General features: G+C 34.4%; 18 protein-coding genes. 14 read left to right on the forward strand and 4 right to left on the reverse strand.

What is annotated here, in order from left to right; genetic code table 11:
- Positions 1-1318: 1318 nt before the first annotated feature.
- The 4 genes from IPJ83_04395 to IPJ83_04410 all read left to right on the forward strand — a co-directional run bounded on the left by IPJ83_04395 (position 1319) and on the right by IPJ83_04410 (position 3366).
- Positions 1319-1543, forward strand: coding sequence for a hypothetical protein (locus tag IPJ83_04395; GenBank protein MBK7879783.1), 225 nt, complete (start codon positions 1319-1321; stop codon positions 1541-1543).
- Positions 1486-2391, forward strand: coding sequence for an IS110 family transposase (locus IPJ83_04400; GenBank protein MBK7879784.1), 906 nt, complete (start codon positions 1486-1488; stop codon positions 2389-2391). The genes IPJ83_04395 and IPJ83_04400 overlap by 58 nt, the downstream gene beginning before the upstream one ends.
- Positions 2392-2467: 76 nt before the next feature.
- Complete coding sequence (locus tag IPJ83_04405; protein ID MBK7879785.1) at positions 2468-2824, forward strand: hypothetical protein; 357 nt, start codon at positions 2468-2470, stop codon at positions 2822-2824.
- A gap of 2 nt (positions 2825-2826) precedes the next feature.
- Entirely contained in the window at positions 2827-3366 is a 540-nt protein-coding gene (locus IPJ83_04410; protein MBK7879786.1) for a hypothetical protein, read from the forward strand.
- A 607-nt stretch (positions 3367-3973) separates the two neighbouring features.
- Here the strand turns inward: IPJ83_04410 and IPJ83_04415 are convergent.
- The 4 genes from IPJ83_04415 to IPJ83_04430 form a co-directional block, all read right to left on the reverse strand.
- On the reverse strand, positions 3974-4738 hold the full coding sequence (locus tag IPJ83_04415; GenBank protein ID MBK7879787.1) for a hypothetical protein: 765 nt from the start codon (positions 4736-4738) through the stop codon (positions 3974-3976).
- Between the two features lie 7 nt (positions 4739-4745).
- Positions 4746-5744: a hypothetical protein gene (locus IPJ83_04420; protein MBK7879788.1), complete on the reverse strand. Its 999-nt coding sequence runs from the start codon at positions 5742-5744 to the stop codon at positions 4746-4748.
- Between the two features lie 885 nt (positions 5745-6629).
- A complete protein-coding gene (locus tag IPJ83_04425; protein ID MBK7879789.1) occupies positions 6630-6989 on the reverse strand; it encodes a hypothetical protein in 360 nt (119 codons plus the stop codon).
- 11 nt (positions 6990-7000) lie between these two features.
- Positions 7001-8083 carry a hypothetical protein gene (locus IPJ83_04430; GenBank protein MBK7879790.1) on the reverse strand — a complete coding sequence of 361 codons (1083 nt, stop codon included), beginning with the start codon at positions 8081-8083 and terminating at the stop codon, positions 7001-7003.
- A 648-nt stretch (positions 8084-8731) separates the two neighbouring features.
- Between IPJ83_04430 and IPJ83_04435 the strand changes: the two genes are divergently transcribed.
- From IPJ83_04435 to IPJ83_04480, 10 genes are all read left to right on the forward strand, one after another.
- Positions 8732-9238 carry a transposase gene (locus IPJ83_04435; protein MBK7879791.1) on the forward strand — a complete coding sequence of 169 codons (507 nt, stop codon included), beginning with the start codon at positions 8732-8734 and terminating at the stop codon, positions 9236-9238.
- Between the two features lie 632 nt (positions 9239-9870).
- A complete protein-coding gene (locus IPJ83_04440; GenBank protein MBK7879792.1) occupies positions 9871-11016 on the forward strand; it encodes a T9SS type A sorting domain-containing protein in 1146 nt (381 codons plus the stop codon).
- A 422-nt stretch (positions 11017-11438) separates the two neighbouring features.
- Positions 11439-12884, forward strand: coding sequence for a T9SS type A sorting domain-containing protein (locus IPJ83_04445; GenBank protein ID MBK7879793.1), 1446 nt, complete (start codon positions 11439-11441; stop codon positions 12882-12884).
- Between the two features lie 401 nt (positions 12885-13285).
- Positions 13286-14647, forward strand: coding sequence for a protein kinase (locus tag IPJ83_04450; GenBank protein ID MBK7879794.1), 1362 nt, complete (start codon positions 13286-13288; stop codon positions 14645-14647).
- Position 14648: 1 nt separating this feature from the next.
- Positions 14649-16181 (forward strand): serine/threonine protein kinase, encoded by a 1533-nt coding sequence (locus tag IPJ83_04455; protein MBK7879795.1) that lies wholly within the window; start codon positions 14649-14651, stop codon positions 16179-16181.
- Between the two features lie 10 nt (positions 16182-16191).
- The gene (locus IPJ83_04460; GenBank protein MBK7879796.1) at positions 16192-17901 is read left to right on the forward strand and encodes an FHA domain-containing protein; all 1710 of its coding nucleotides are present in this window, start codon (positions 16192-16194) and stop codon (positions 17899-17901) included.
- A 44-nt stretch (positions 17902-17945) separates the two neighbouring features.
- Positions 17946-19373, forward strand: coding sequence for a serine/threonine-protein phosphatase (locus IPJ83_04465; protein MBK7879797.1), 1428 nt, complete (start codon positions 17946-17948; stop codon positions 19371-19373).
- Between the two features lie 78 nt (positions 19374-19451).
- On the forward strand, positions 19452-20111 hold the full coding sequence (locus IPJ83_04470) for a hypothetical protein (GenBank protein ID MBK7879798.1): 660 nt from the start codon (positions 19452-19454) through the stop codon (positions 20109-20111).
- 76 nt (positions 20112-20187) lie between these two features.
- Entirely contained in the window at positions 20188-20652 is a 465-nt protein-coding gene (locus IPJ83_04475) for a hypothetical protein (protein MBK7879799.1), read from the forward strand.
- Positions 20653-20657: 5 nt separating this feature from the next.
- The gene (locus IPJ83_04480; protein MBK7879800.1) at positions 20658-25592 is read left to right on the forward strand and encodes an Ig-like domain-containing protein; all 4935 of its coding nucleotides are present in this window, start codon (positions 20658-20660) and stop codon (positions 25590-25592) included.
- Positions 25593-25641 lie beyond the last annotated feature (49 nt).

The raw sequence follows: 25641 nt of genomic DNA on the forward strand, positions 1-25641 counted from the left end.
CAATTAGGAAATTGGCTAATTAGCTAATGAGTTAATGGATGACTGAACGATCTCTGCTTCAGCAGAGTATCGTGCGACAGCACGATAAGAGAAGGAACCGCGAAAGCGGCTAACGGGAGAATTAGAGAATGAGAGATGACTGAACGATCTCTGCTTCAGCAGAGTATCGTGCGACAGCACGATAAGAGAAGGAACCGCGAAAGCGGCTAACGGGAGAATTAGAGAATGAGAGATGACTGAACGATCTCTGCTTCAGCAGAGTATCGTGCGACAGCACGATAAGAGAAGGAACCGCGAAAGCGGCTAACGTACAATATATTAGGTTCTGGTTTTAATCGCCATAATGTTTGACGCTGGGAAGCATGACTGAACGATCTCTGCTTCAGCAGAGTATCGTGCGACAGCACGATAAGAGAAGGAACCGCGAAAGCGGCTAACGTACAATATATTAGGTTCTGGTTTTAATCGCCATAATGTTTGACGCTGGGATGACTGAACGATCTCTGCTTCAGCAGAGTATCGTGCGACAGCACGATAAGAGAAGGAACCGCGAAAGCGGCTAACGGGAGAATTAGAGCAATGAGAGATGACTGAACGATCTCTGCTTCAGCAGAGTATCGTGCGACAGCACGATAAGAGAAGGAACCGCGAAAGCGGCTAACGTACACTATATTAGGTACTACTTTTAATCACCGTAATGTTTGACGCTAGGAAGCATGACTGAACGATCTCTGCTTCAGCAGAGTATCGTGCGACAGCACGATAAGAGAAGGAACCGCGAAAGCGGCTAACGGGAGAATTAGAGAATGAGAGATGACTGAACGATCTCTGCTTCAGCAGAGTATCGTGCGACAGCACGATAAGAGAAGGAACCGCGAAAGCGGCTAACGTACACTATATTAGATTCTGGTTTTAATCGCCGTAATGTTTGACGCTGGGAAGTATGACTGAACGATCTCTGCTTCAGCAGAGTATCGTGCGACAGCACGATAAGAGAAGGAACCGCGAAAGCGGCTAACGGGAGAATTAGAGAATTAGAGAATGAGAGATGACTGAACGATCTCTGCTTCAGCAGAGTATCGTGCGACAGCACGATAAGAGAAGGAACCGCGAAAGCGGCTAACGTACACTATATTAGATACTACTTTTAATCACCGTAATGTTTGACGCTAGGAAGCATGACTGAACGATCTCTGCTTCAGCAGAGTATCGTGCGACAGCACGATAAGAGAGTATCCATGTAATTGAAAAAAGGTTTAGCTTTAGTTAAGTGGTCCAAAGGCCACAATTTAAATTAAATAACTAAAAACTAAACCTTATGACAAAAGTATTACAAAAGGCTGGATTTGTAGGAGAAACCATTTACGTTGGCATAGATGTCCATTTGAAGAGTTGGAATGTTTCACTTTATTATGGGAGTCAATACCTCCGAAGTTTTCATCAATCACCTCATCCAGATATTTTAGTTTCATTTTTACAGCGTGAATTCCTGGAGCAAATTACAGTTGTGCCTATGAGGCTGGTTTTAGTGGTTATTGGATAAAAAGAGCATTGGATAATCATGGTGTAAGTTGCATTGTTGTTAATCCAGCAGGCATACCCCAGACAGACAAAGGAAATAAATCAAAAACAGATAGAAACGATTCTAAACGGATTGGATCTTCACTTCAAGCCGGAATGTTGTGTCCGATTTATATCCCATCGCAAGAGACAGAAGCTGATCGGCAACTAGTTCGTACAAATGAAAAATTAACACGCGACCTGACCAGATCAAAAAATAGAATCAAAGGAATGCTATATCAAGTAGGCATAGAAATTCCCGAACGGTTTGGAAGCGAAAATTGGAGCAATATATTCATAAACTGGTTAAAAGACCTACCTATTTCATTTGGAACATTACGAACTGCCTTAAACCATCAAATAAAAATGATGGAAAATATCAGGGTAGAAAAAAACCTGGCACTTAAAGATATTCGCAAACTAGCAGTTAGTGAAAAGTATGCCTCTATCGCTTCTAGATTAAAAACAGTACCTGGTGTGGGCACAATAACTGCCATTACTTTAATAACGGAAATAGAAGACATGAATCGCTTCAAATGTTTCGAAAAACTAAATGCATTCGTTGGTTTTTATCCCACAGAGTTTTCTAGTGGGGAACATATTCGTACAGGACATATAATAAGTAGACATCATAAGCGATTGTGGAGCTTAATCCTAGAAGCCGCCTGGATAAGAATAAGACGTGATCCTGCTATGACCCAATATTATAATAATACAAAACTAAAAGTAGGAGGTAAAAGGGCTATCATTAAAGTTTCACGAAAACTATTAAATCGTATAAGATCAATTTGGTTAAATAAAATAGATTTTGAAATCGGAATATTGAAATAAATAAAATTATTTCCTAATGATATTAATAACTACAAACAAAAAGAATTAGCTTTGAATTAAATTGAAACACTACTTAGTGATAAGTTCAAATTACTTTGACAACATACATATCAAGATTTTTAATAGTGGGAGCCCAGCATGTAATTTTCAATTACTAAGTGGTGGAACCAACAATCCACAAGTTGTACATGCTTACCCAAACCCAGTAAGTGGGGAAATTACATTAGAATTTGATATTAAGAATGAAAATACTAAGGGGGAATTTTTAATTTCTGGTCTGGATGGTCAGAAATTAATTTCTACTTCTAAAATTTATCCTAGAGGTCATCAAACCGAAATCTTCAATTTAAATAGCATAACAAATAACATATTGTTTTTGAGAGCGGTTATCGATGAAAAGGCACAAGTAACTAAAATTATTAAAATTCATTAGTAATGAAAAGAGTGTATATATTATTAACCATTATTTCGATTTTATCTTGCGAAAAAAACAGCATTTTTGATAATGATGGCTTCTATGGAGAGGGAAAGGCAAAGCTTGATGAAGTAGAATGGAACGGCAGTACCGGTATTTTTAAAGCAAAAAAATATTGCTTTCCAGATACCTGTGTGGCTATATTAGTCGAGGGTTACAATAAAACTAGATCAGTGCGCAGCAAAATTATAATTAATCAAGTTTTCTTGAAAACTGGCAAGTTTTATTTTAATCCAATTTACCCGACATTCAAGGATACTTTATACAGATTTTCATATCAGGAATTCAGTGGAGATGCTGTAGTAGGTATTTATAATATTATTGAGGCTGATTGGAACAATTATGTTGAAATCAAAGAACTTAATTTGAAAACCGGCGATGTCAGGGGAAGTTTTCAAGCAAGAGTGATTTCAAATTCAGGTTGGCCTTCAAATGGATCTCTTCCTGATACCATTGACATTACAAACGGAAGTTTTTATGGAAAAATTAATTGGAAGTAATTGTTTTTACATTAATTGATGATAACTGAGTATCTACGGAGATAGATGCCATCTAAATGTTCTTAACTATGGATTCTTACCAAAGGTAATTTTTAAGATCTAATCTTTTGGTTTGTTCAATTGCAGTTGCTTCGTAGATACTATTTCGTTTCCGGTAAAGGTAAGTTCAGACTATTTTAATGAATATAAATTCTATTTAAAGAAAGATCTAAGGAATTTCATAAGTGATAGAGGTAACAATTTATGGAAAAGAGAATTCTCTAAATACAACAAATATGATTAATTACGGAATTTTTAACTAATTCATGTATTGGTCTGCGTTAGGGACGAAGTTAAGATGTGGTGTTTTTGTGAATGATTGAAATAGCAGGCCGCATTAAAAATGATATGATCAAATGGCATCGCAGTTTAAAATTGCGACGAACAAATGGAACAATTTTCAAATTCTGGAGATGCGAAAGATTTATATGATCATGAGACGTATAAATCTAATTACAATTTATTAGATGCCAATTGATTTCTTAAATCTCTAAATTGTTAATTAGTTTTTGTTTTGAAAATGTATCAATATTTTTCAATTTTATAACTTGTTCATGGTGATAATTGACTAATCCTTTTTAAGAATTGCTTGTGTGGAATCATATAGAAAGCCTCGCTCTGAATGGATAAATTCCGGATGATCATTCATCCAGAATTTTTCCTTTTGCAAGAGATCCTTATATTTAAGATTGCTAATATTATGAATTAAATGAAATATTATATGTGAATATGATTTCTTATACCGCAAACTGGGAATAATATTTTCTAAAAACAATAATAGATTTTCCTCTGATAAAGAGTAATAACAATTGAGAATATATGCATTTAAACTATATTCTGATATTCCTTGTATTGAATTAATGTTTAGTAATAATATTTTTAATTCATTTTGTTTTATTCGTTTATTTATACAGGATATTAATTCAGGAAAAGCAATATAATTTATTTTCAGAATGCTGTCTGGAGTTGTCAAAATATTTATTAATAGATCATAATTATTGGGCGTATAATTAATGGATTTTGAAAACTCATATGCTAGTATTTTTTTCTCTAGCTCATAACATAAGTTATTTCTATGATTTCCTAGTGTGTAAAATAATGTGTCGTTGTATTCTTTTAATCTCGAATTTAGATTTTTTAATAGCTGATCGACATTTGTACTACCATTAAAATATTGTTCTTCGATAATTGATCCTATGCTATCACAAATAATTTGAGAACGGCCATGTTGTTTTTTGAAGTCTAAAATAATTTGTTCCTTTTTAGGTGGTTGACAGCATGCTGTAATTGTATAGCAAATTGAAATAAATAATAAGAGAATATTTGTTTTCATATGTTTTCTATTTCCATTGTTTACCTTGAAATTTGTGGGAAAGGTCAAATGACCAATCTTTCATATCATATTGATTAAAATTTGAATTTAGTTCTTCTATTTCACATAACATTTCCTCATATTTAATCCCAGCCATTCCTCCAACTTCGTATCCATCTAATTGCGGCAAATCAAATTTAAACATTTTGCCTTCATTTAACTCCCATAGGTCAGGCACATAATCCTTATCTGAATCAAGACTAATATTATAACCGTTTGGCCACCAATTGTTCCATATTTCAATGTGTTTATTTTCATGTACAATTGTTTCAACAAAAGTATGTATTCCAGAGTGAGTAGTTATCCAATTCTTTTCACTGGCTTCTTGTCGAAAAGTGGTTATAAAACTGTTATCAAATCTAGTTGTGCATGCGAAATTATTGTCCTTATCATCATATTTTATTTTCTTAATTCTATGTAAGTTAACAATCTGACTCCAATAATGAAACCAATTCGGCTCTGTTGGATGCCAAAAATTGGGTTCATCTTTTAGAAAGAAGACCTGAGCTTTTTTATTGGGTCTGATGTCTGTGGAGTAGACTGAATTATTGTATTTGTCTGTAAGCCTAATGGTTCCGTTCTTGGAGCCAAACTCCTCATTGTACTGTGGTAGTGCATATTTTTGAATAAATCCCATATCTGTCAGGGAAGAAGCGGATTCAAGTGTCCATTTATTTTGATAGCCTGGTCCGCTTCCAGATCCGAGCCCCCATTCATAGGGTTCCGATGGGGTAAAATCAAATCCCTTGACATCGATCCACATTTTTTCTTGGCCACTGATGACAACTTTCCAGACTTTTTCATTTCCTACTACTTTTTCTATCCGCATGCCCGAAGAACACTCCACCTGATTACCTCCCGGGAGGGGAGTGGTCTCCGGTATTTGTGCAGGAATATAATGGACATTGCTGAGCATAACTAAGGCAATATACGTTTTCTTAACTACTTTAAAGAACGGATGCAACATAATAATGATTTAATTGTGTGTGAATGCTTTTTATCTTTTTACAAATTTTTTTATAACGGCTTCACCATTGGTGGTTTTGAACTTTATGAAATAGATGCCTGGAGTTAAGAATCCAATTTCTTCACGTGCATTTTAATTGGTACTGTTTTTAATCACCGTAATGTTTGACGCTAGGAAGCATGACTGAACGATCTCTGCTTCAGCAGAGTATCGTGCGACAGCACGATAAGTGAAGGAACCGCGAAAGCGGCTAACGTACACTAAATTAGATTCCGGCGTGAAGCGCCATAGTGTTTGACTCTGGGTAGTATTAGGTGGCGATCGTTGCTTTAGCAGAGTATCGTGCGACAGCACGATAAGAGAAGGAACCGCGAAAGCGGCTAACGTACACTATATTAGGTACTGCTTTTAATCACCGTAGTGTTTTCCATGATTTGTTTAAATATCGTACGACCAATCTAATAACACTCCTAATTATTTTTCTCTAATAATTCATTCATTTGTTTTCTAAGCTGAATATTTGCATTAAATTTAGGATTATCGTTTAACCGATTCTGCAAAAGTTCAATATATTTTATGCGTTCTTGATAATTTAATAAATTAATATCGACTTTCATGTCATTCAATAACCGAGCAGAATACAAGGAGTTTTTGCGCGAATCTTCAGAAATTAAATCCAATATAAATAAGTAATAATCCATCCTTGATATAACATCTACACTTTGTAAAATTGCATCAATAGCAAAAAACGTGTGTCATCATTATAATAAATTTGGATGATTTCAATTTTTTCTTTTTCCGAAAGTACTCTAGACTGATACATTAATAAAACCGAATAAGCACCTTTTAAATACTTATCATCAGCATAGCAACTATCTACAATAGTCAAAAATCTATTTTTGCGGATTTTATATATTTAAATTTGCATGAAAGACTTAGTGATAATAAAATAGATTTTAATCCAGAACAGTATGAAAGTTCATGTGAGCTTAATTTGGTGATATTTGAAAGATTATATTTGTAAACATGAATAATAAAATTATTTATGATTGGGTTCAAAAAAACACATTCAATATTAAAATAAAGTTTATCAATTTCTTTTTGAATCGCCAAACATTTTGATTCAGTCAATGTAGTGTCAGAAAGTAAATTAATTAAAATATTTACAGATTCATTTGTCTTTTTTTCTTGTGCATTGCAACTAGTAATTGAAGCAAATAAAATTAAAAACAGATATTTTTTCATAACATTAAATATTATTTCCATTGTTTACCTTGAAATATATTGTTAAAATCAAATGACCAATCCTCAGTATCATAAACATTTACTTTTGCCTTTTTTTGAATTTCTAAACACTTATCTTCTTCATACCTATATCCATTTGATCGCCAATATGGTGAACCATCTTTTTTCTGCTCATACCTGTCTACATCATCATAAGGATCAAATTTATATAGTTTTCCATCATCGCTTATCTCAAACCATTTAGGGTAATAATCTTTATCACAATCTGAATATGGACCATCAGTTTCATTATTACAACCTGAGTTATCTGGATTGTACCCATTCGGCCAAAAGTACTCAGCAAGTGTGATATGATGATTTTCATGGGCTAAAACTTCTACAAACGCATGTATTCCTACGTTATTTGTATACCCTGGTTTTTCTGATATTAATTGTCTATATACGCAACTACGATCTCCCTTAGCTTGGACACAAGCAATAACATCTTTCTTGCAAACCTTTATTATTTCACTTAAAGTTAAATATTTTAAACTGCTTATTTTCTTTTTATCCACAATCTGCTTCCAATAATATGACCAATTTGGTTCTTCCGGATGCCAAAAATTGGGTTCATCTTTTAGAAAAAGACCTGAGCTTTTTTTATTGGGTCTGATGTCTGTGGAGTAGACTGAATTATTGTATTTGTCTGTAAGCCTAATGGTTCCGTTCTTGGAGCCAAACTCCTCATTGTACTGTGGTAGTGCATATTGAGGAATAAATCCCTTATCTGTCAGGGAAGAAGCGGATTCAAGTGTCCATTTATTTTGATAGCCTGATCCGCTGCCAGATCCGAGACCCCATTCATAGGGTTCCGATGGGGTAAAATCAAATCCCTTGACATCGATCCACATTATTTCTTTGCCACTGATGACAACTTTCCAGGCTTTTTGATTTCCTACTACTTTTTCTATCCACATACCTAAAGAACACTCCACCTGATTACCTCCAGGGAGAGGAGCGGTCTCCGGTACTTGTGCAGGAATATAATGGACAATGCTGAGCATAACTAAGGCAATATACGTTTTCTTAACTACTTTAAAGAACGGATGCAACATAATAATGATTTAATTGTGTGTGAATGCTTTTTATTTTTTTAGAAATTTTTTCATAACGACTTCACCATTGGTGGTTTTGAACTTTATGAAATAGATGCCTGGAGTTAAGAATCCAATTTCTTCACGTGCATTTTAATTGGTACTGTTTTTAATCACCGTAATGTTTGACGCTAGGAAGTATGACTGAACGATCTCTGTTTCAAGAGAGTATCGTGCGACAGCACGATAAGTGAAGGAACCCTGCCTGACTGCGTCGGCAGGCAGGCGCGAAAGCGGCTAACGTACACTATATTAGGTTCTGGTTTTAATCGCCGTAATGTTTGACGCTGGGAAGCATCAAACAACCCTGGTTATTTCGAGCTTCCCAGCTTGAAATTCATGTGCATTTTAATTGGTACTGTTTTTAATCGCCGTAATGTTTGACGCTGGGAAGCATCAAACAACCCTGGTTATTTCGAGCTTCCTAGCTTGAAATTCACGTACGTTTTAATTGGTACTATTTTAAATAAACGTAATGTTTGGCGCTGGGAAGCATCAAACAACCGGCTGAGAAACATCAAACAACCCAAGTTATTCAGGCTTTCCAATTTGATATTTCTCAATTTTTTCAGTTTCTATTAAAATTAGAATTATTAATTTTACGAGACTATGACTTACACAATCTACAGGAATATATACTATTCCACATTCACTATCTATCAGTGGAAGAAGCTTTTAAAAAATGAAAAGTATATAGAATTAGTGCTGGACTGTTTGGTCTTTTTATATAAAAATAATAGATGCTTAATTTTTGCATTTGTTATTATGCCAGATCATATCCATCTTATATATGAAGTGTTAGAACCAAATTCAAACGAAAACTTTAAACATAATTTTTTAAGCTACACAGCGCATCAGTTTTCAAAAAAAATGAGTAGTGAAATGAAAGAAGAATTTTTAGTAAATAAATCAAAAAGAAAATACCAATTTTGGAAATCTCCCTCATTAAGTGTAGAAATAGTCAGTCCTAAATTTCTAATTCAAAAATTTAACTATTTACATGATAATCCAAGAAGAGCTGGACTCGTGGAAGATAATTTGAATTACAAATATTGTTCATATAGTTCTTATGAACTGGGTGCCCCTCAATTTGATTTTTTAACATTGTTTTTGTGATGGTAAGTTTGGGATTCCTAATGCAATGTTTAATGTGTATCTGCATTAATGCAATGTTTGACTCTAACCAGCATCAAACAACCATTGTTATTTCGAGCTTCCTAGCTTGAAATTCACGTACGTTTTAAATGGTACTACTTTTAATTACCGTAATGTTTGACGCTGGGATGACTGAACGATCTCTGCTTCAGCAGAGTATCGTGCGACAGCACGATAAGAGAAGGAACCCTGCCTGACTGTGTCGGCAGGCAGGCGCGAAAGCGGCTAACGTACACTATATTAGGTTCTGGTTTTAATCGCCGTAATGTTTGACGCTGGGAAGTATGACCGAACGATCTCTGCTTCAACAGAGTATCGTGCTACAGCACGATAAGTGAAGGAACCCTGCCTGACTGCGTCGGCAGGCAGGCGCGAAAGCGGCTAACGGGAGAATTGAAGAATGAGAGAATTTGAAAATTAGTCGATTAGTATTCACGTAAATTTTAATTAGTACTGCTTTAAATAAACGTAATGTTTGACGCTGGGAAGCATCAAACGACCACAACATTATTACAAATTAGCTCATTTTCAAATTTGCAAATTCTCTAATTCTCCTAATTTTTTCCTTACTTTAGATCATAATTCATAAGACAATGACCAAAAAGGCACTGCTATTTTTACCAATAGCTTTAATGATCAGTCCTCTGATTGTCCTTGCACAATCAGATTTTTGCAAGCAACTCAACCAAGCTGGTTTGATTTTTTGCGATGATTTTGAATCTACTCAGGCCATATCTTCACGATATTTCGAATACAACAACAACAATGGAGATTTTGTGCCACTTGGCGGTCTGGGGCGTAATTCCTCAACAGGCATGAGGGTAAGATGGCAACCAGGTGAAGTAGGTGCAGGGAGTTTGTCAAAATCTTTTGGGCGTACACCTTCCACTTACATAGGTAAAAATGCTTCTCTTCCCGACAGCACTTTCAAGGAGGTTTATTGGCGCATGGATGTCCGGCATCAGGAGGGATGGATGGGCGGAGGCCCGGCTAAACTTTCACGCGCACTCACTATGGCCAATGGCAACTGGGCCACAGGTGCCATGGCTCATATGTGGTCCGGTGGACAGGGAGATTTTTATTTGGGAATGGATCCGGCAACGGGAATTGATGCCAGTGGCAAGCTGGTGAGTACCAAATACAATGACTTTGCGAATCTTCGGTGGCTGGGCTTTAAAGCAGGCAATATTCCATTGTACAGTTCTGAACGAGTAGGCGAATGGTTTTGTATTGAAGGACATGTCAGGTTAAATACGCCCGGCAAAAGCGATGGCGTATTTGAGTTCTGGATCAACGACACCCTTCAGGCCGGTAGCTATTCCCTCAACTGGCATGGCAACTGGAATGCGGATGAAAGGAATTATGGAATCAACGCCATTTTCTTTGAAAATTATTGGAATGCCGGGTCCCCTGTCTTGCAGGAAAGGTATTTCGATAATTTGGTAATTGCGACTTCCAAAATATCCTGCAAATCTGCTACCACGCACGCCAAAGAAGCTACGCCCATACACTGCAAAGTCTGGCAAGATCCACAACATTTGAATTGGCCGTCAGACCTTGCCCCGAATTCTACGTTGAAGATATATTCACTTTTTGGTCAATTGGTCTTGCAGCCGCCATTAAATATTTCAGGTAAACTTAATCTGGCAGAATTGCCACTTCCAGCAGGTATTTATCTCTATCAGTTGAGTGGTTTGTCCTGTGGAACTTTAACAGGTAAGCTGATATTGCATCCATAGATTATTTCACACCTAAAAAACGTTTAGGCAAAAAGGATTAATAAATTAGAGAAGGTAGTAATATTAACCAATTGGAAATTGAGCAATAAATAAATTTATTAATAAAGTAAATATTTCGTATAATTGTGAAGTGAATCAAGGAATATGAAAAAGTAAACACAAAGTGAGCCTGGAATTATTATAAAAAGTATAAAATTTTTGAAGGACCAAACATTTAAAGCGGTCCTGAATTTTGCTTATATGGGTTTATATAACCATGTCGTAAACAATTCGTTTTACATTTAAATGGTTAATGGTTCGATTTATAGTTATGGCTTCTAAGCTTGACTTGTGGAAGAAACGATAGTGATAAAATTTACAGCTTTGGATTATCATTGATTCATATTTTAGTAGAAAGAATTAAAATCAAAAAAAATCGTCGGATGAAAATACAAATAATTCCATTCATTTTTAGCTTAGTATTTAGTATACAATTATTTTCACAGTCATGCCCAACTGGGGATATTTACTTCACAAAACAATCTGAAATTAATACATTTAGGCAGTTATATCCAAATTGCAAGGAAATTGCAGGATCGGTTTATATTTCTGAAAATTCAGTAAGAAATTTAGATTCATTGGTGAATATCGAAGCAATTAAGGGGGATCTGAAAATTGGTAATGCTGATGTACTTACAAGCGTTAGCGGTCTGCGAAACCTAAAAAGTGTAGGTAAGAATTTTGCAATAGAGTATAATGACATATTAACTAACTTAAATGGATTATCATTACTAGAGTCAATTGGGGGGAGTCTTACAATTAGGAGTAATCTTTTATTATCAGATCTTAAGGGAATGGTTAAGCTTAAAAGTATTAAACTTGGCATAAGCATTGAAAATAATGCACAGTTGAAAGAATTATTTTCAAATAATCTTATTACAAGAATTAACAATGGATTGAATATTTGGAATAACAAGAAATTAAAATCTTTAAATGGATTAAGCAACATTCGATCTATTAATGGTGATTTATCTATTGGTTACAATATTTCGCTTACGGATTTAAGTGTATTAACAACAATTGATACCTTAATAGGACAAATTAAAATTTCTAATAATGATTCTTTACAATCCATAGCTGGTATAAACATTCTTTCTGGTGAAATAGATGGGGTAATTATTAGAAATAACAAATTTTTAAAATCAATTGGAGGATTAAATAAGTTTTTACTATGTGATGGAGAGTTGACTATTGAAGGAAATGAAAGCTTAAAGACTTTAGATGGACTTCAAGATCTGCAGATTGTAAATGGAGATTTGACCATATATAATAATGCTTCTATCGTGAATTTAAATAGTTTGAAGAATTTATTATATGTGACAGATGACATTAGTATTGATGACAATAGTCTTTTAGAAGACATTAGTGGTTTAAGGAATTTAAATTATACAATTATTGATAATGGAAAATTATATTACTTAATCACAGGTCTTTCAATAACCAACAATAGCACAAAATTAAGGATGTGTGCTTTGTCGGCATTTTGTGAGTACCTTTTGGATAGTGGAACTTCTTCAATTTATGGAAATGGAACGGGTTGTAACACAAAATCAGAAGTGCTAAGTCAATGTCTTACAGATAGTAAAGATAGCAAGAAAAAATCCAAAAAAACTGATATATTGACTTTAGCTGATGGGAAATTTTTTATTCAATCAAACAACGGTTTGTCTCAAGTAAGTGTTTACTCGAGCTTAGGAGTTAATCTAATTAAAGTATCAACAAATGATGAGAATTATATACTTGATTTGACGAGATTCCCTTCAGGTATTTATATTTTAGAGCTTTTTACTTTAGATGGTAAAGAGTATAAAACAGTTTTTAGTAATTAAAAATATTAGACTTTTCTATAATAAGAGGTCAATATCTGTCTGAATGTCAGGGGGCTGGGAACTGATTCCGCCTTAATGGCAGTCACAATTCAACGCCATAATTGACCTATAATATAATGGTGAAAAAGCTCAAGTTTTCATATTTCGAGTTGTCATAATCATTGAAATAGGGGGCAAATTCCTGTGGAATCTAAATGCATATCTATTTATTATAGAAATCCTGTGAATTTCTCTTTTTCATCGGTCTGTTTTATAGTTCCTTAGGATATGCAGAAATCAAAGACGCAAGTCGGTCTAGCTGAATGATTGTTCATTAAAATGCTTCTCAATTCATTTATTTTCAATTAAATTTAATTTGTAGTACAGAATTTATATATTTGTCGGAAAGAATGCCATTTTTAATGACGCCCGCTTTAATTGATAGAGCTGAGTATAAGACTTATTTTGAGTCAAATAATTCAATCCCGGAGAATATAAAATTTTCAGCTGGGGATAAGTTCTACCTTAGTTCAGGTCCATATGAATGTGTGAAGTTCTTAGGTGAAGGCGGTTTTGGTTTAGTATACGAGATAAAAAATGAATCGGATAATCAGAATTACGCTTTAAAAATCCTGGACTTAGCAACAAAGGATCCTAAAGATTTTGATAATTACAAACGAAGATTCCTTCAGGGGTTCGATATTGGTCGCCTGAACTCTTCACACCTGGTTTCAAATTATTTCAAAGGAGAGCTTCATGGAAACCCATATATAATTATGGAATTTTGTGAAAACAGTAATTTAAGATCTAGAATTGGAAATAATCTTGATCAATCGGACTTTAATCAAATCGGAAAAGGTATACTCAAAGGGCTTGCGAGCCTTCATGAAAATGGCATAGTTCATAGAGATTTGAAGCCGGAAAATGTTCTCTTTGATTCAAACTTTCAAGCTAAACTTTCCGATTACGATATTTCTATACTTGTTGATCAAAGGCAAACAATTAGAAACTGGATGGGCCAATTAAGACAAGTTTGGGGTACTTTACCATATGCTCCTCCGGAACAATTGGATGTTTTTAATGGATTTAAATCATTGACATTTGCAGCCGATATGTTTAGCTTTGGAGTGACAATGTATGAAGTCATTACTAATGGATGCCTTCCTTATGGTTCTTATGAAGAAGTTAAAAGGGATCCTGAAAAATACTATGAAAGAATAAAACAGGGCGTACCCATACCAATTACAACATACACCAGGAAGGTGGAACCCGCATGGGTCAATATTATAACTAAATGTATTTCTTCTAAAATTCTAAATCGTTACCCCAATGCTTCCGTTGCCTTGAAGGACTTACCTGATTTTGAAGGAACTCTTATAAAACCTGATAAGCAAGACAATTTGGAAGGAGTGTGGTTTTTGCAAATCGTGAATGGTTCCGAAAGAGGCAAAATATTCAACTTAAGCCAAATTATAAATATTAAAGGATCAAATAGTGTTTTATTAGGTTTTACAGAAAGTAAGGAAGATAATACAAATGATATAGGAATTTCCGAATATTATTCAAGGTATATTTCTAGAAGGCAAGCTACTTTAATTTTCGAGCTTGGAAAGTGGATGATTAAAGATGGTCAATTTGAATCAAGCGAAAATTTATGGAAATTTTCTAAGAATGGAACATTTGTAAATTCATATGAGTTACAAGAAAATGAAGCAATGCCTTTACAAGATGGAGATATTATTCAAATTGGTCATGATACTTCATTACAAATCAGATTAAGGTAATATGCTTAAAATTGGTGATAAAGTTGGCGATTATACCTTAGATCAATTCATTGGGAGTGGTGGATATGGAGTGGTTTGGAGAGCTAGGGATCCTTTTGGAAAAATATTTGCATTAAAAATTTTCCATGAAAGTGTAATTGATGATGTGAAATTGTTTTTGGAACGTGAATATGATGAAGTGAAAAAATTAATTCATGGCAATATCATTGTTCCATTAGCTGTGGCCTATCATCAATCTATCCCTTTTTTAATTTTAAAACTTTGTGATGGAAATCTTAATCAATTAATGAATCAAAGAATAATTGAAAGAAAGAAATCAGGTGAATTCACAAAGCCTTTGTTTAGTGAAATGGAAATTGCAAAAATAATTAGGGATATCGGATCGGCTCTTGTTTTTTTGCATTCAAGACGGATCATTCACAATGATATTAAGCCCTCTAATATCCTATATAAAAATGAAGATGATGGTTCTTATTCATTCTTTATAAGTGATTTTGGAACAAGTTTTTTTCTAAATAAGACTATACGGAAGAACCCCCATAAGGCTACTGAGGATGAAAAAAATGCAAGTGATTATGGTCTGTCATTAGGTTATGCAGCTCCTGAGGTTTATCAAAATAAGCCTGAATTTGCAAGTGATGTATTTTCATTAGGAGTTACGATTTACGAGTTAATTTCCGGTGAATTACCCAGTAAGACTAATAATTTTGGACTTGGTTATTTGCTTACTCATGGAGGAAGTTTTTCACCACTATCCCAAGATACTCATCCTAATCTCAATAAGGTACTTTACATGATGCTTGAAAAAAAGGCAATCCACCGACCATCAGCAGAATTGTTGATGAGTTTTGCAGATTCTTTTATTCTGAATGGGGAGTGGAGGGTTCTTCAAATTCCAAGATCTACGGATGATGAAGTTTCGTTTGCTTCAAATTTTCAGAAATTGATTTCGGGAAAGTCAGGTGAGATTAATAGTTATTTTTCTAAAATTGGTTCAATTTTAAATGTATTTAAAAAGCAGAAGTTATATTTTATAGTAGGGATGACGATTTTTGTCCTTCTTGCCTTATTTTTCACAGCCAATAACTCAGAAAAGATTGATTTTAATGAACGGATAGAGTCTTGCAATAATTTGAGTGAATATAATAAATTATTGATTGAATTGAATACCATTTCCTTATCCAATGAGGATTTAGAATTAAGGAAAAATATTTCATATCTTTCAAGAGCAGTTAAGAAATATTCGTATATTGGAAAGTTTAAAAATGGGTTCACTGAAGTGCATGACAGAGATAAGAAGGGGGTGATTAATCTTCAATTTAAGATTGTAATTCCTGTTGAATTTCAAGATATTAGGTATTTAGAAAATATTTATTTTGTTAAAGATTTTAAAGGAAATTGGGGAGCTTATTATCCTAACGGTGAGCAAATATTTAATAATGAGTATGCAAGAATAAATTTTAGCAAAGACTTCAAGTCTCTTGAAGCTAAGCTGCCAGTCACAAATGAAATTATTACCAAATCAATTAGATAAAAATAGTCATATGTCAACAACGAAAACAACCAACAATCCTTACAAGCAAGGTCTTGCAAAAACTATTGGTCAGGGCTTTAGTACCATAGGTGGAAGTAGCTCAGTTTATTATACCTTGTATTTTTTAGAAAATTCGGCAAATAAAAGAGCTTCTGAGCATGAGACAATTGTGGTGAACGAGGCTTTTTTGGGAAGAGATCGTGACTGTATAGTTAAATACGGGGATGAATACCCTACAGTTTCAAGAAAGCATGCTGTACTTAGGTGGTCAAATGGGGTTGTAGTGTTGCATCATTTGAGTCAAACTAACAGTACTTTTGTAAATGATCAAGAAGTTTTTGGTCAAAGAGCCCTACAGAATGGAGATGTAATTAAGTTGAGCAGTGATGGACCCAGATTAAGATTTAATATGGCTGAATCAGGCCAAGGTGTCAAAAGCATGCGTATATCTGAAAGGCTTGCACTTTTTGCAAAGCAAGGCTTGAGACCATATCGAAATGCAATTATTGCACTTTCAACCTTATTAGTTTTAGCTACTACAGCTGGAGTTTACTACTTTATAAAGACTGGAGATCAATTAGAGCTTATTACCGAGAAGCAAAAGGAGATAGATCAGTTGGGTAACAAAGTTCTTATGGCTGAAAAGGAATTAAAGGAACTTGAGTCTAAGGGTGAGGCCGATGCTTCTCGTGTTAATGCACTCAGAAATCAAATAAGTTCATATACCGGAAGTATCAGCAGACTAAGGAGTGATTTAAGTAAAATAAAGTCTGGGTCTAGAAATTATGGAAATTCAAAATCTGATGCAGCCAACAATTCTTCTTCATCGTCAGAATCTGGCAACAGCCCACAAGCAACCTCAACGAATTCAAATGTAACAAGGCAGGAATCTTCGTCCGAAAGTTCCACATATGATGATAATTTGAAGTTTTTAGAGAGTGACGTCTATTTTGTTTCTGTGGATAGAATTGAAATGAAAAATAACAAAAAGCAACCGGTACCTGTACCTTTAAATGATGAAAAGCAAACCTGGGGAGGCACCGGATTTATGACAGCTGATGGTAATTTTGTAACTAGTAGACATGTTGTTCATCCCTGGAGATATATGGATATTGAAAAGGATAAGTGTTCCATTTTTCACCTCTTGAATATTTGTGAATACAATGAATTTCCGTTTATAGTATATTATAAAGCAAAATCTAAAAGTGGCAGAGCTTTTACATTTACTAATAAGGATTTAGGAAAGGATGAGAGTGAAGATAAGGATATTGAATCTAAAGAATCCCTTTTTTATTGCAAAAATGAGATTAGAGATTTGGCTAAATCAGTAATTCCTTCAGATTTGAGAAAGTATAAAACACTTAAAATCGCAAGGCGAGAGAACACCGATTGGGCAAAGCTTAGCAATCAAAGTGAAAAATCAAAATTTGAAACTTCTAGAGATATTATACCAAATAAGGGAGAGATTTTATACACTTTAGGTTATCCTCTAGGAACTGATATACAGGAAGCAACTATTGAGCCAGCCTTTTCTCAACTAACAGTAAGTCAAACCGGACCAAAAAATTCGATAATTAATGTGACCAACCATTCTGTTACGGAAGGTCATAGTGGCAGCCCGGTTTTTGTAAAACGCGATGGAAGGTACATATGCATTGGGCTGCTATCTGCTGCCAATAATGGTTTAGCTTTTGTAGTACCTTTTAATAATGTTAGGTAAAGACAAAGCGAGTGTTTGAAATTAATTAAAATTACCTACTTGTAATGTATTCATCAATTTCTATCAAGTACTGCGCAGGAACCAATGTAGGTCAATGTCGTGAAAATAACGAAGACAACCTTATTATTGGATTAGGCTCAGGATTAGCCAATGAATATTTTTATAACAATGATAGTTTTATCATCACTGAAACTAAATTTACTGTTGAGAAAGATTTATTTTTTTTAGCAGCAGTTGCCGATGGTATGGGGGGGACCAACGCAGGTGAAATTGCCTCTTTACTTGCTTTAAAAACAGTTCAGGAAAGAGTTAATGTCGCTAAATCTTTTCCAGAAGGGGATAATGAAAAGGCTCACTTTTTTAAAAGCATGATCCTTGAGGCACATAAGGTGATTAAAGATGCAGGCAAAAGGAATCCGGAACAACGAGGAATGGGTACCACTATTGTACTTGTTGAAATTGACAGCAGAGGAATGACGTTAGTTTGGAGTGGTGACAGCAGGGCTTATTCACTTTCTCCTACAAGCCTAGTTAATCCTGACAGAAGACTTGGCCTTGATCGTATGGAACTTCTTACACGGGATCACAGTCTGGTGTGGGATTATGTAGAGAGTGGAGAAATAACACCAGAGGAGGCTAGAGTTCATCGGATGAGTCACATTATTACTCAAAGCCTCGGGTCTGACGATACCGCACCAACCCCTGAAGTTGGGTTTAGGAATCTTATGAAAGGTCAACGTATTCTTTTGTGTTCAGATGGATTGAATGGAATGCTTACAGAACTACAGATAGAGAATCTTTTAAAACAAGATGGGGGACTTGAAGCTGTTGTGAAAGATTTAATTAACGGAGCAAACGAAGCCGGAGGGCAGGATAATATAAGTGTTATTGTATTGGAAATAGAGCAAGCAGTTGAATGTGAAACTAACAATTTAAATGTAATCAAGAATTTAACCACCGCTAATCAGATTTTACGAAAAAATGGGTCTTTTCAATTAAAACAATTTTTAACTGTGATTTTCTTGTTTGTATCAATTATTTTTTTAATATTTTTCATTTTTAGATATAATGATTTTACTAAATTTATAGATCAATTTTCTATAAGACAAAATTCAGAAGATACATCTCAATTACAGATGAGTAAACTAAAAATTGAATCAGATTTAGAAGGTTCAACTTTATCCACAAATATTGTGACCCTATTAAAGAATGAGGACTCACTGAGAGAAAATGTAAAACAGTTTGAAAATCTTGTGCGAGAATCAATGACTATTTTGAAGAGAAATGAAGAAAATGGCGCACGCTCAAAACAATTTAAAAAGCAAGAAAATGAAGAGGTTTTATATTCTGTAACTGGTGCTCTAGTAAAGGATTCAATGGGTCAAATGGAGGGAAAATTCACCTCAAAAAATCTTAAGGATAGTTCAAAATTATTGAAAGTAATGATAAATGAGGACAGTTTAAGAAAATAAATAAATATTAATTGTCTAGTTGAAACGCCTTATGAGAGTAAAATGTATAGTGATTTCTAATAATAAATCAAGTAAACTATGAGATACACACAAATACAGATGTCCATCAATTCAATAATTGGTTCAATTGTTTTATTCGGTATATTTACTTCTTATGGATGCAAAAGCGATAAGAAAAATATTGATGAAATTGTTATGGGATTTGAAATAGAGGGGCAAACTGATGTGCAGGATGCAGAGTTAATGGTTGCCGGCACACCTGAATTTAGTGATCTGGATTGGGTTTATCAGTTGGAAGGTGAAAACAGTTACAATTTTAGTGATAAAAATCATGAAGTGGGTGGTGTTACAGAACGGAAATGGTATTTGGTTGACAGAGTAGAGAATGAGGAGCTTATTGGTGTTGGATCTGCATTTGAATTTTCACCTTCTGATACAGGATTATTTAAAGTAAAATTGTGCTATAATGACAACTTAAAGTGTACAAGCAGGTGGCTATATGTATCTGGTGTTGATCGGCCAATTGTTAAAGAAGATGATACCCAGATGGAAGGAGCATTAAGTAATAATAAGCAAACTGATGACCTAATTTTAGATGAAGCTAAAGTGGAAAGGAAAATGTCTATAAATACCCAACTTGAAAAGAGCGATAAAGATTTTGTTGTTGGTAAAAATCAAATTGTTGAAATTGACAGAAGTAAGTCAACTGAAACCACACAGGGAAAAGTGAAAAAATAGCCTTACAATTTCTACTCAAAAGGCTGCAGAAATTAAGGAAGTTCCAAATTTTATTGAGCCAAAAGTTGAAAAGGAAATGATTTCCGAAGAAATAAAGCCTAGCGAAAAAGATATAAAGGTTAAACCAAAATCCTTTGAACTTAAAGATGAGGGCAGGATTCTTCAATTGACAACTGAGGATTGTATACGTCAAAATGGCAAGACGAAAAATACTGGTAGTATGAAACTAAGTGCTTCTAAATTAACCAGATTAAAGGGAGGGTCAGTATGGGCTACACAGCAAGGACAGATAAAAATAAATTTAACAGGACCAAATGGAGAGTCAGGAGAGCTTAAAAAATTTCTTAATGCCGGTGCAAACGTAATTAGATTTTCTGAATGGCCACACTTGCTATTGAAATCAGGTGAGTCCTGGTTACTTGAATTTCAAAGTATTGACGGAGTTAAGCTTTTTGAAGTAAATTCCTGTGTAAGTGGTACCGGAACAGAACTTAGGCCAATGAATAGTTTTTTTATTTATAATTTAACTTATTATAATTGATTTTTATGAGACATTTCTTTTTTAACTTGATTTTTAGTTACATAATTGTAGGTTTTACACCAATTAATTCTTTTGGGGAATGTTCCATTATTAATCCAGCATATATAAATTACAAAGAAGATACACCATTAACTATCGTACTATTTTATAATAATTTAATTGAAGGAATAGATAAGAGTCAAACTATAGATAAAGTCGCAAGAGAAGGTTCGATTCCTCTTGCTTTAACAGTTTCAATAAATGGTATGGGAACTATTTGTGAAGGTGAAAGTTCCATTTTTACAGCAGTTCCATCTGGAGGAACAGGTTCATATAACTATTTATGGAGTACAGCAGAAACGACTGTCTCAATAAATGTTTCAATACCGGGAACTTATACAGTTACTGTTACTGATAACGGAACATCTGAAATGGCAAATACATCCAAAACAGTTACAGTAAATCCAAAGCCAGTGGTGAATGCAGGGATGGATGTGGCAATATGTAAAGGTACATCAACGACATTGATGGCAAATGGGTCAATGGGAACTCCACCGTACACATACAATTGGGACAACGGACTTGGGGCTGGACAAAATCATAATGTTTCCCCTATTTCAACGACAACCTATTCAGTAACTGTTACCGATTTCAATTTATGCACTTCAACAGACAATGTGATAGTTACAGTAAATCCAAAGCCAGTGGTGAATGCAGGGATGGATGTGGCAATATGTAAGGGTACATCAACGACATTGATGGCAAATGGGTCAATGGGAACTCCACCGTACACATACAATTGGGACAACGGACTTGGGGCTGGACAAAATCATAATGTTTCCCCTATTTCAACGACAACCTATTCAGTAACTGTTACCGATTTCAATTTATGTACTTCAACAGACAATGTGATAGTTACAGTAAATCCAAAGCCAGTAGTGAATGCAGGGATGGATGTGGCAATATGTAAGGGTACATCAACGACATTGATGGCAAATGGGTCAATGGGAACTCCACCGTACACATACAATTGGGACAACGGACTTGGAGCTGGACAAAATCATAATGTTTCCCCTATTTCAACGACAACCTATTCAGTAACTGTTACCGATTTCAATTTATGTACTTCAACAGACAATGTGATAGTTACAGTAAATCCAAAGCCAGTGGTGAATGCAGGGATGGATGTGGCAATATGTAAGGGTACATCAACGACATTGATGGCAAATGGGTCAATGGGAACTCCACCGTACACATACAATTGGGACAACGGACTTGGAGCTGGACAAAATCATAATGTTTCCCCTATTTCAACGACAACCTATTCAGTAACTGTTACCGATTTCAATTTATGTACTTCAACAGACAATGTGATAGTTACAGTAAATCCAAAGCCAGTAGTGAATGCAGGGATGGATGTGGCAATATGTAAGGGTACATCAACGACATTGATGGCAAATGGGTCAATGGGAACTCCACCGTACACATACAATTGGGACAACGGACTTGGGGCTGGACAAAATCATAATGTTTCCCCTATTTCAACGACAACCTATTCAGTAACTGTTACCGATTTCAATTTATGTACTTCAACAGACAATGTGATAGTTACAGTAAATCCAAAGCCAGTAGTGAATGCAGGGATGGATGTGGCAATATGTAAGGGTACATCAACGACATTGATGGCAAATGGGTCAATGGGAACTCCACCGTACACATACAATTGGGACAACGGACTTGGAGCTGGACAAAATCATAATGTTTCCCCTATTTCAACGACAACCTATTCAGTAACTGCAACAGATTTTAATTTATGTATGTCATCGGATACCATAACTGTAAATGTACTTGATATCCCTAAGGCTGGTAAAATTGATGGTGACAACTTTGTATGCAAAGGTGCAATGAACTTTTTATCAATTAGTGGAAATTCAATTCCAGGTGGCTGGAGTAGTAACAATACAAATGTAGTTACTGTCGATAATTCCGGCAAGGTTATGGGTCAAAGTGCAGGTTCAGCTGTAATCAAGTATACTGTTGTTAGTTCAAGTGGTTGTAAAGACAGTGTGCAAAAGGATATAAATGTTCCCTTCGTTAATGCTGGATTAATTTCAGGACCAGATCAAGTGTGTAAACAGGCTGATATAAGTTTGAAAATAAATGGTAATTCTAGTCAAGGCTTATGGAGTAGCGATAATACTAATGTTGCGACAGTGGACAATTTTGGAAAAGTATTTGGTGTAAATGTTGGTCAGGCTAAAATAAAATATTTGGTTATTGGATTAAACGGATGCAAGGATAGCGTTATTCAAGTAATGAAAATTAATGAAAAACCCTCAGCCGGATTAATTTCAGGTGCAAATATGTTATGCAAGGGTTCAATGATAATTTTGACTATTACTGGAAATTCAATTTTAGGAGGATGGAGTAGTAATGATTTGAGTGTTTTGGTTGTTAATGCCCAAGGACAAGTAACTGGTTTAAAACAAGGTAAGACTTCAGTAAAGTATCTTGTAGTTTCTTCAGAGGGATGTAAGGATAGTTTTTTAAAGGATATAACAGTAAATCCTTTACCTAATCCTGGATCAATTTCTTCTAATAGTGGAAGATTTGAACTCTGTGATGATTCCAGTTTGGATTTGACAAGCAATGGTGATTTGAATGGCAAATGGTCGTCATCAAAATTATCTATTGCAACTATAGCCCAGAATAACGGCAAATTGACAGCAATTTCACCAGGAGTGTCAACGGTAGTTTATTCAGTAACAAATAGTTTTGGTTGTGTTGACTCCACAAGTAAAGATTTTACAGTAAACTCAAATCCTAAAGTCGAAATTGATGGAATTGGCTCAATTTGCAAGAATGATACTACAGAATTTATTGCAGAGGTGATGGAAGGAACTCCAACCTATTTTTACGTTTGGGACAAAGGTTCTAGTTTGGGTTCAAAAAGAAATAATGTAAGTCAGGCCGGAATTTACAATGTTTCTGTAACGGACAGTAAAGGATGCAAAGGAGTTACATCTAAAGAATTAAAATTATTTAAACTTCCCTTTAGTAACTTTGATTTTACTCCAAATCTTGGAAATAATTACAATATTGATATTAGTAATCAAAGTTATCCAACAGAATCCGGCGCAGTAATTGTTAAGTATGAAATGTATATTGATGGGGTCAAAAAGCTTGATTCAAGTGCTTTTAAGAGTTATAATCATACCTTTGTAACTACAGGAATTCACAAGATTATTTTGAAAGTTACGGATTCAAATGGCTGCATGAATATTTTTGAAAAAACTTACAAAATCCAAGATCTGAAGTGTGATGACCTGGCTTTCAAAATTAATTTTTCAAGCAAGGATAGTACATATTGTTATAGAGGAAATGATTCTATTTTTATAGACTTGGAATTAAATGAAAGTAAAATATTTCAGAGTTCTAATGGTATAGATTCATTCAGTATTCCAAGGTTTATAATAACAAACGGTAAAGGAGGTAATTTTAGAGATACCATAAATAAGGTAATATCTTCTAGTGGCAAAGATAGATTTATAAAAATTCCCGTGAATAAATTACGGACAGGAAAGGAGTCTTTTATAGTAGAAGTGACAGTATTATACCTGAATTCCACTGGCGGAAAAGACCCATTAATTTGTTCGGCGGAATTGCCCTATGAAATATTTGACACAGTTAATTTAACTCTCGAAAGGGATAGTTTTTGTTTTAAAGATTCTAAAAATTTGACTTTAATAAAATCCAATGGAAATAATGTTTCCGAATTAAAAATTAATGGGCAATTAAGGACGGACTTTAATTCTGTTTCCTATCCTTTTCCCATTACATTTGGCACAAGAGATAGTTTGTTAAATATTTTGTATGAAATTAAATCAGAAGGAGGGTGTACTTCTAAAAATTCATTAAAAGCATATGGATTTTCACTTCCACCCGAAATCATGGATACCACAGTTTGTATAAATGATTCAGTGGTATTTTTTAAGAATATTGACACTAAAAATTTTGAATATTGCTGGAGCTATATAGGTAAATCTGAAGTATGTAACAAGATAATGAATTTAAAGGTTACAGAAAATCTTATAGCAAACTATAGTTTTAAAAATGTGAGAAGTGGAACTCTTGAATGTAAGTCGGATCTGTCTTTTAATATTTCTGCAGTAGAGAGTCCTGATTTTATACTTGATAGTATTGCATGTTCTGGATTATACTTTATAAAGAATTTATCTAACTCTAAAGCTGTTTTAGCCTGGGAGTCAACTGGAAGCCTTAGCACTAAAGTAATTGACCGCAATAAGAATTTAATTTCAGTTTTAAATGGTAGAGGTAAATTGATAGCACAGGCAAAAATTGGGTCCTGTTATAAAAGAGATACTTTAGATGTGGAAACTTCATCATTAGTAGACAATAGACTGCTTGATAGTAGTTCCATAAAAAGTTTTATTTGTGGAGGCAAGAAATTGCTCTTTCCATCTGATTCAGGTTTATGTACAAAATGGATATCCTTTAATGAAGATGGATTAATTGATACCTCATTCATGAGTTCTCTAGAATACAAAGTAGTTGACTTCGACTATTCAGATAATCACCATGTTTTTATGATGAGGTTTAATTGTTCAGATTCTTGCAATGGGTATATTTCCATTTTAAACGATAGAATTAAAGAGAAGGACTCTTGTAACATACTATCTCAGGCCAAAATGATTTTGTATCCCAATCCAAATAATGGACTATTTACGATAGAGTTTGATGGAATAGAGAAGGGGAATTATCAGATTGAAATTTTTAACCATTTAGGCCAATTGGTAGAAAGTGATAATATCCAAATAACAGAGTCTGATTATAAACATCTGTATAGCTTCAAATCCTTTACTTCTGATGGAATTTACAGTCTTCGAATTGTTAATTCCAGCATAACTAAGTTTCATAAAAATTTGGTCATTTTGAAATGAATATAATAATGAAGATGCAATTAATTTATAATAAAATCACCCTAACAAT

The sequence above is a fragment of the Candidatus Vicinibacter proximus genome (assembly GCA_016713905.1).
In the GTDB taxonomy this organism is placed as follows: domain Bacteria; phylum Bacteroidota; class Bacteroidia; order Chitinophagales; family Saprospiraceae; genus Vicinibacter; species Vicinibacter proximus.

What these genes read in the sequence shown, in the direction of transcription:
- IPJ83_04425 (MBK7879789.1), bottom strand. Translation starts at nt 6,989, where the DNA reads ATGAAAAAATATCTGTTTTTAATTTTATTTGCTTCAATTACTAGTTGC.
- IPJ83_04415 (MBK7879787.1), bottom strand. Translation starts at nt 4,738, where the DNA reads ATGAAAACAAATATTCTCTTATTATTTATTTCAATTTGCTATACAATT.
- IPJ83_04410 (MBK7879786.1), top strand. Translation starts at nt 2,827, where the DNA reads ATGAAAAGAGTGTATATATTATTAACCATTATTTCGATTTTATCTTGC.
- IPJ83_04440 (MBK7879792.1), top strand. Translation starts at nt 9,871, where the DNA reads ATGACCAAAAAGGCACTGCTATTTTTACCAATAGCTTTAATGATCAGT.
- IPJ83_04480 (MBK7879800.1), top strand. Translation starts at nt 20,658, where the DNA reads ATGAGACATTTCTTTTTTAACTTGATTTTTAGTTACATAATTGTAGGT.
- IPJ83_04435 (MBK7879791.1), top strand. Translation starts at nt 8,732, where the DNA reads ATGACTTACACAATCTACAGGAATATATACTATTCCACATTCACTATC.
- IPJ83_04450 (MBK7879794.1), top strand. Translation starts at nt 13,286, where the DNA reads ATGACGCCCGCTTTAATTGATAGAGCTGAGTATAAGACTTATTTTGAG.
- IPJ83_04430 (MBK7879790.1), bottom strand. Translation starts at nt 8,083, where the DNA reads ATGTTGCATCCGTTCTTTAAAGTAGTTAAGAAAACGTATATTGCCTTA.
- IPJ83_04475 (MBK7879799.1), top strand. Translation starts at nt 20,188, where the DNA reads ATGATTTCCGAAGAAATAAAGCCTAGCGAAAAAGATATAAAGGTTAAA.
- IPJ83_04460 (MBK7879796.1), top strand. Translation starts at nt 16,192, where the DNA reads ATGTCAACAACGAAAACAACCAACAATCCTTACAAGCAAGGTCTTGCA.
- IPJ83_04395 (MBK7879783.1), top strand. Translation starts at nt 1,319, where the DNA reads ATGACAAAAGTATTACAAAAGGCTGGATTTGTAGGAGAAACCATTTAC.
- IPJ83_04470 (MBK7879798.1), top strand. Translation starts at nt 19,452, where the DNA reads ATGAGATACACACAAATACAGATGTCCATCAATTCAATAATTGGTTCA.
- IPJ83_04445 (MBK7879793.1), top strand. Translation starts at nt 11,439, where the DNA reads ATGAAAATACAAATAATTCCATTCATTTTTAGCTTAGTATTTAGTATA.
- IPJ83_04455 (MBK7879795.1), top strand. Translation starts at nt 14,649, where the DNA reads ATGCTTAAAATTGGTGATAAAGTTGGCGATTATACCTTAGATCAATTC.
- IPJ83_04420 (MBK7879788.1), bottom strand. Translation starts at nt 5,744, where the DNA reads ATGTTGCATCCGTTCTTTAAAGTAGTTAAGAAAACGTATATTGCCTTA.
- IPJ83_04465 (MBK7879797.1), top strand. Translation starts at nt 17,946, where the DNA reads ATGTATTCATCAATTTCTATCAAGTACTGCGCAGGAACCAATGTAGGT.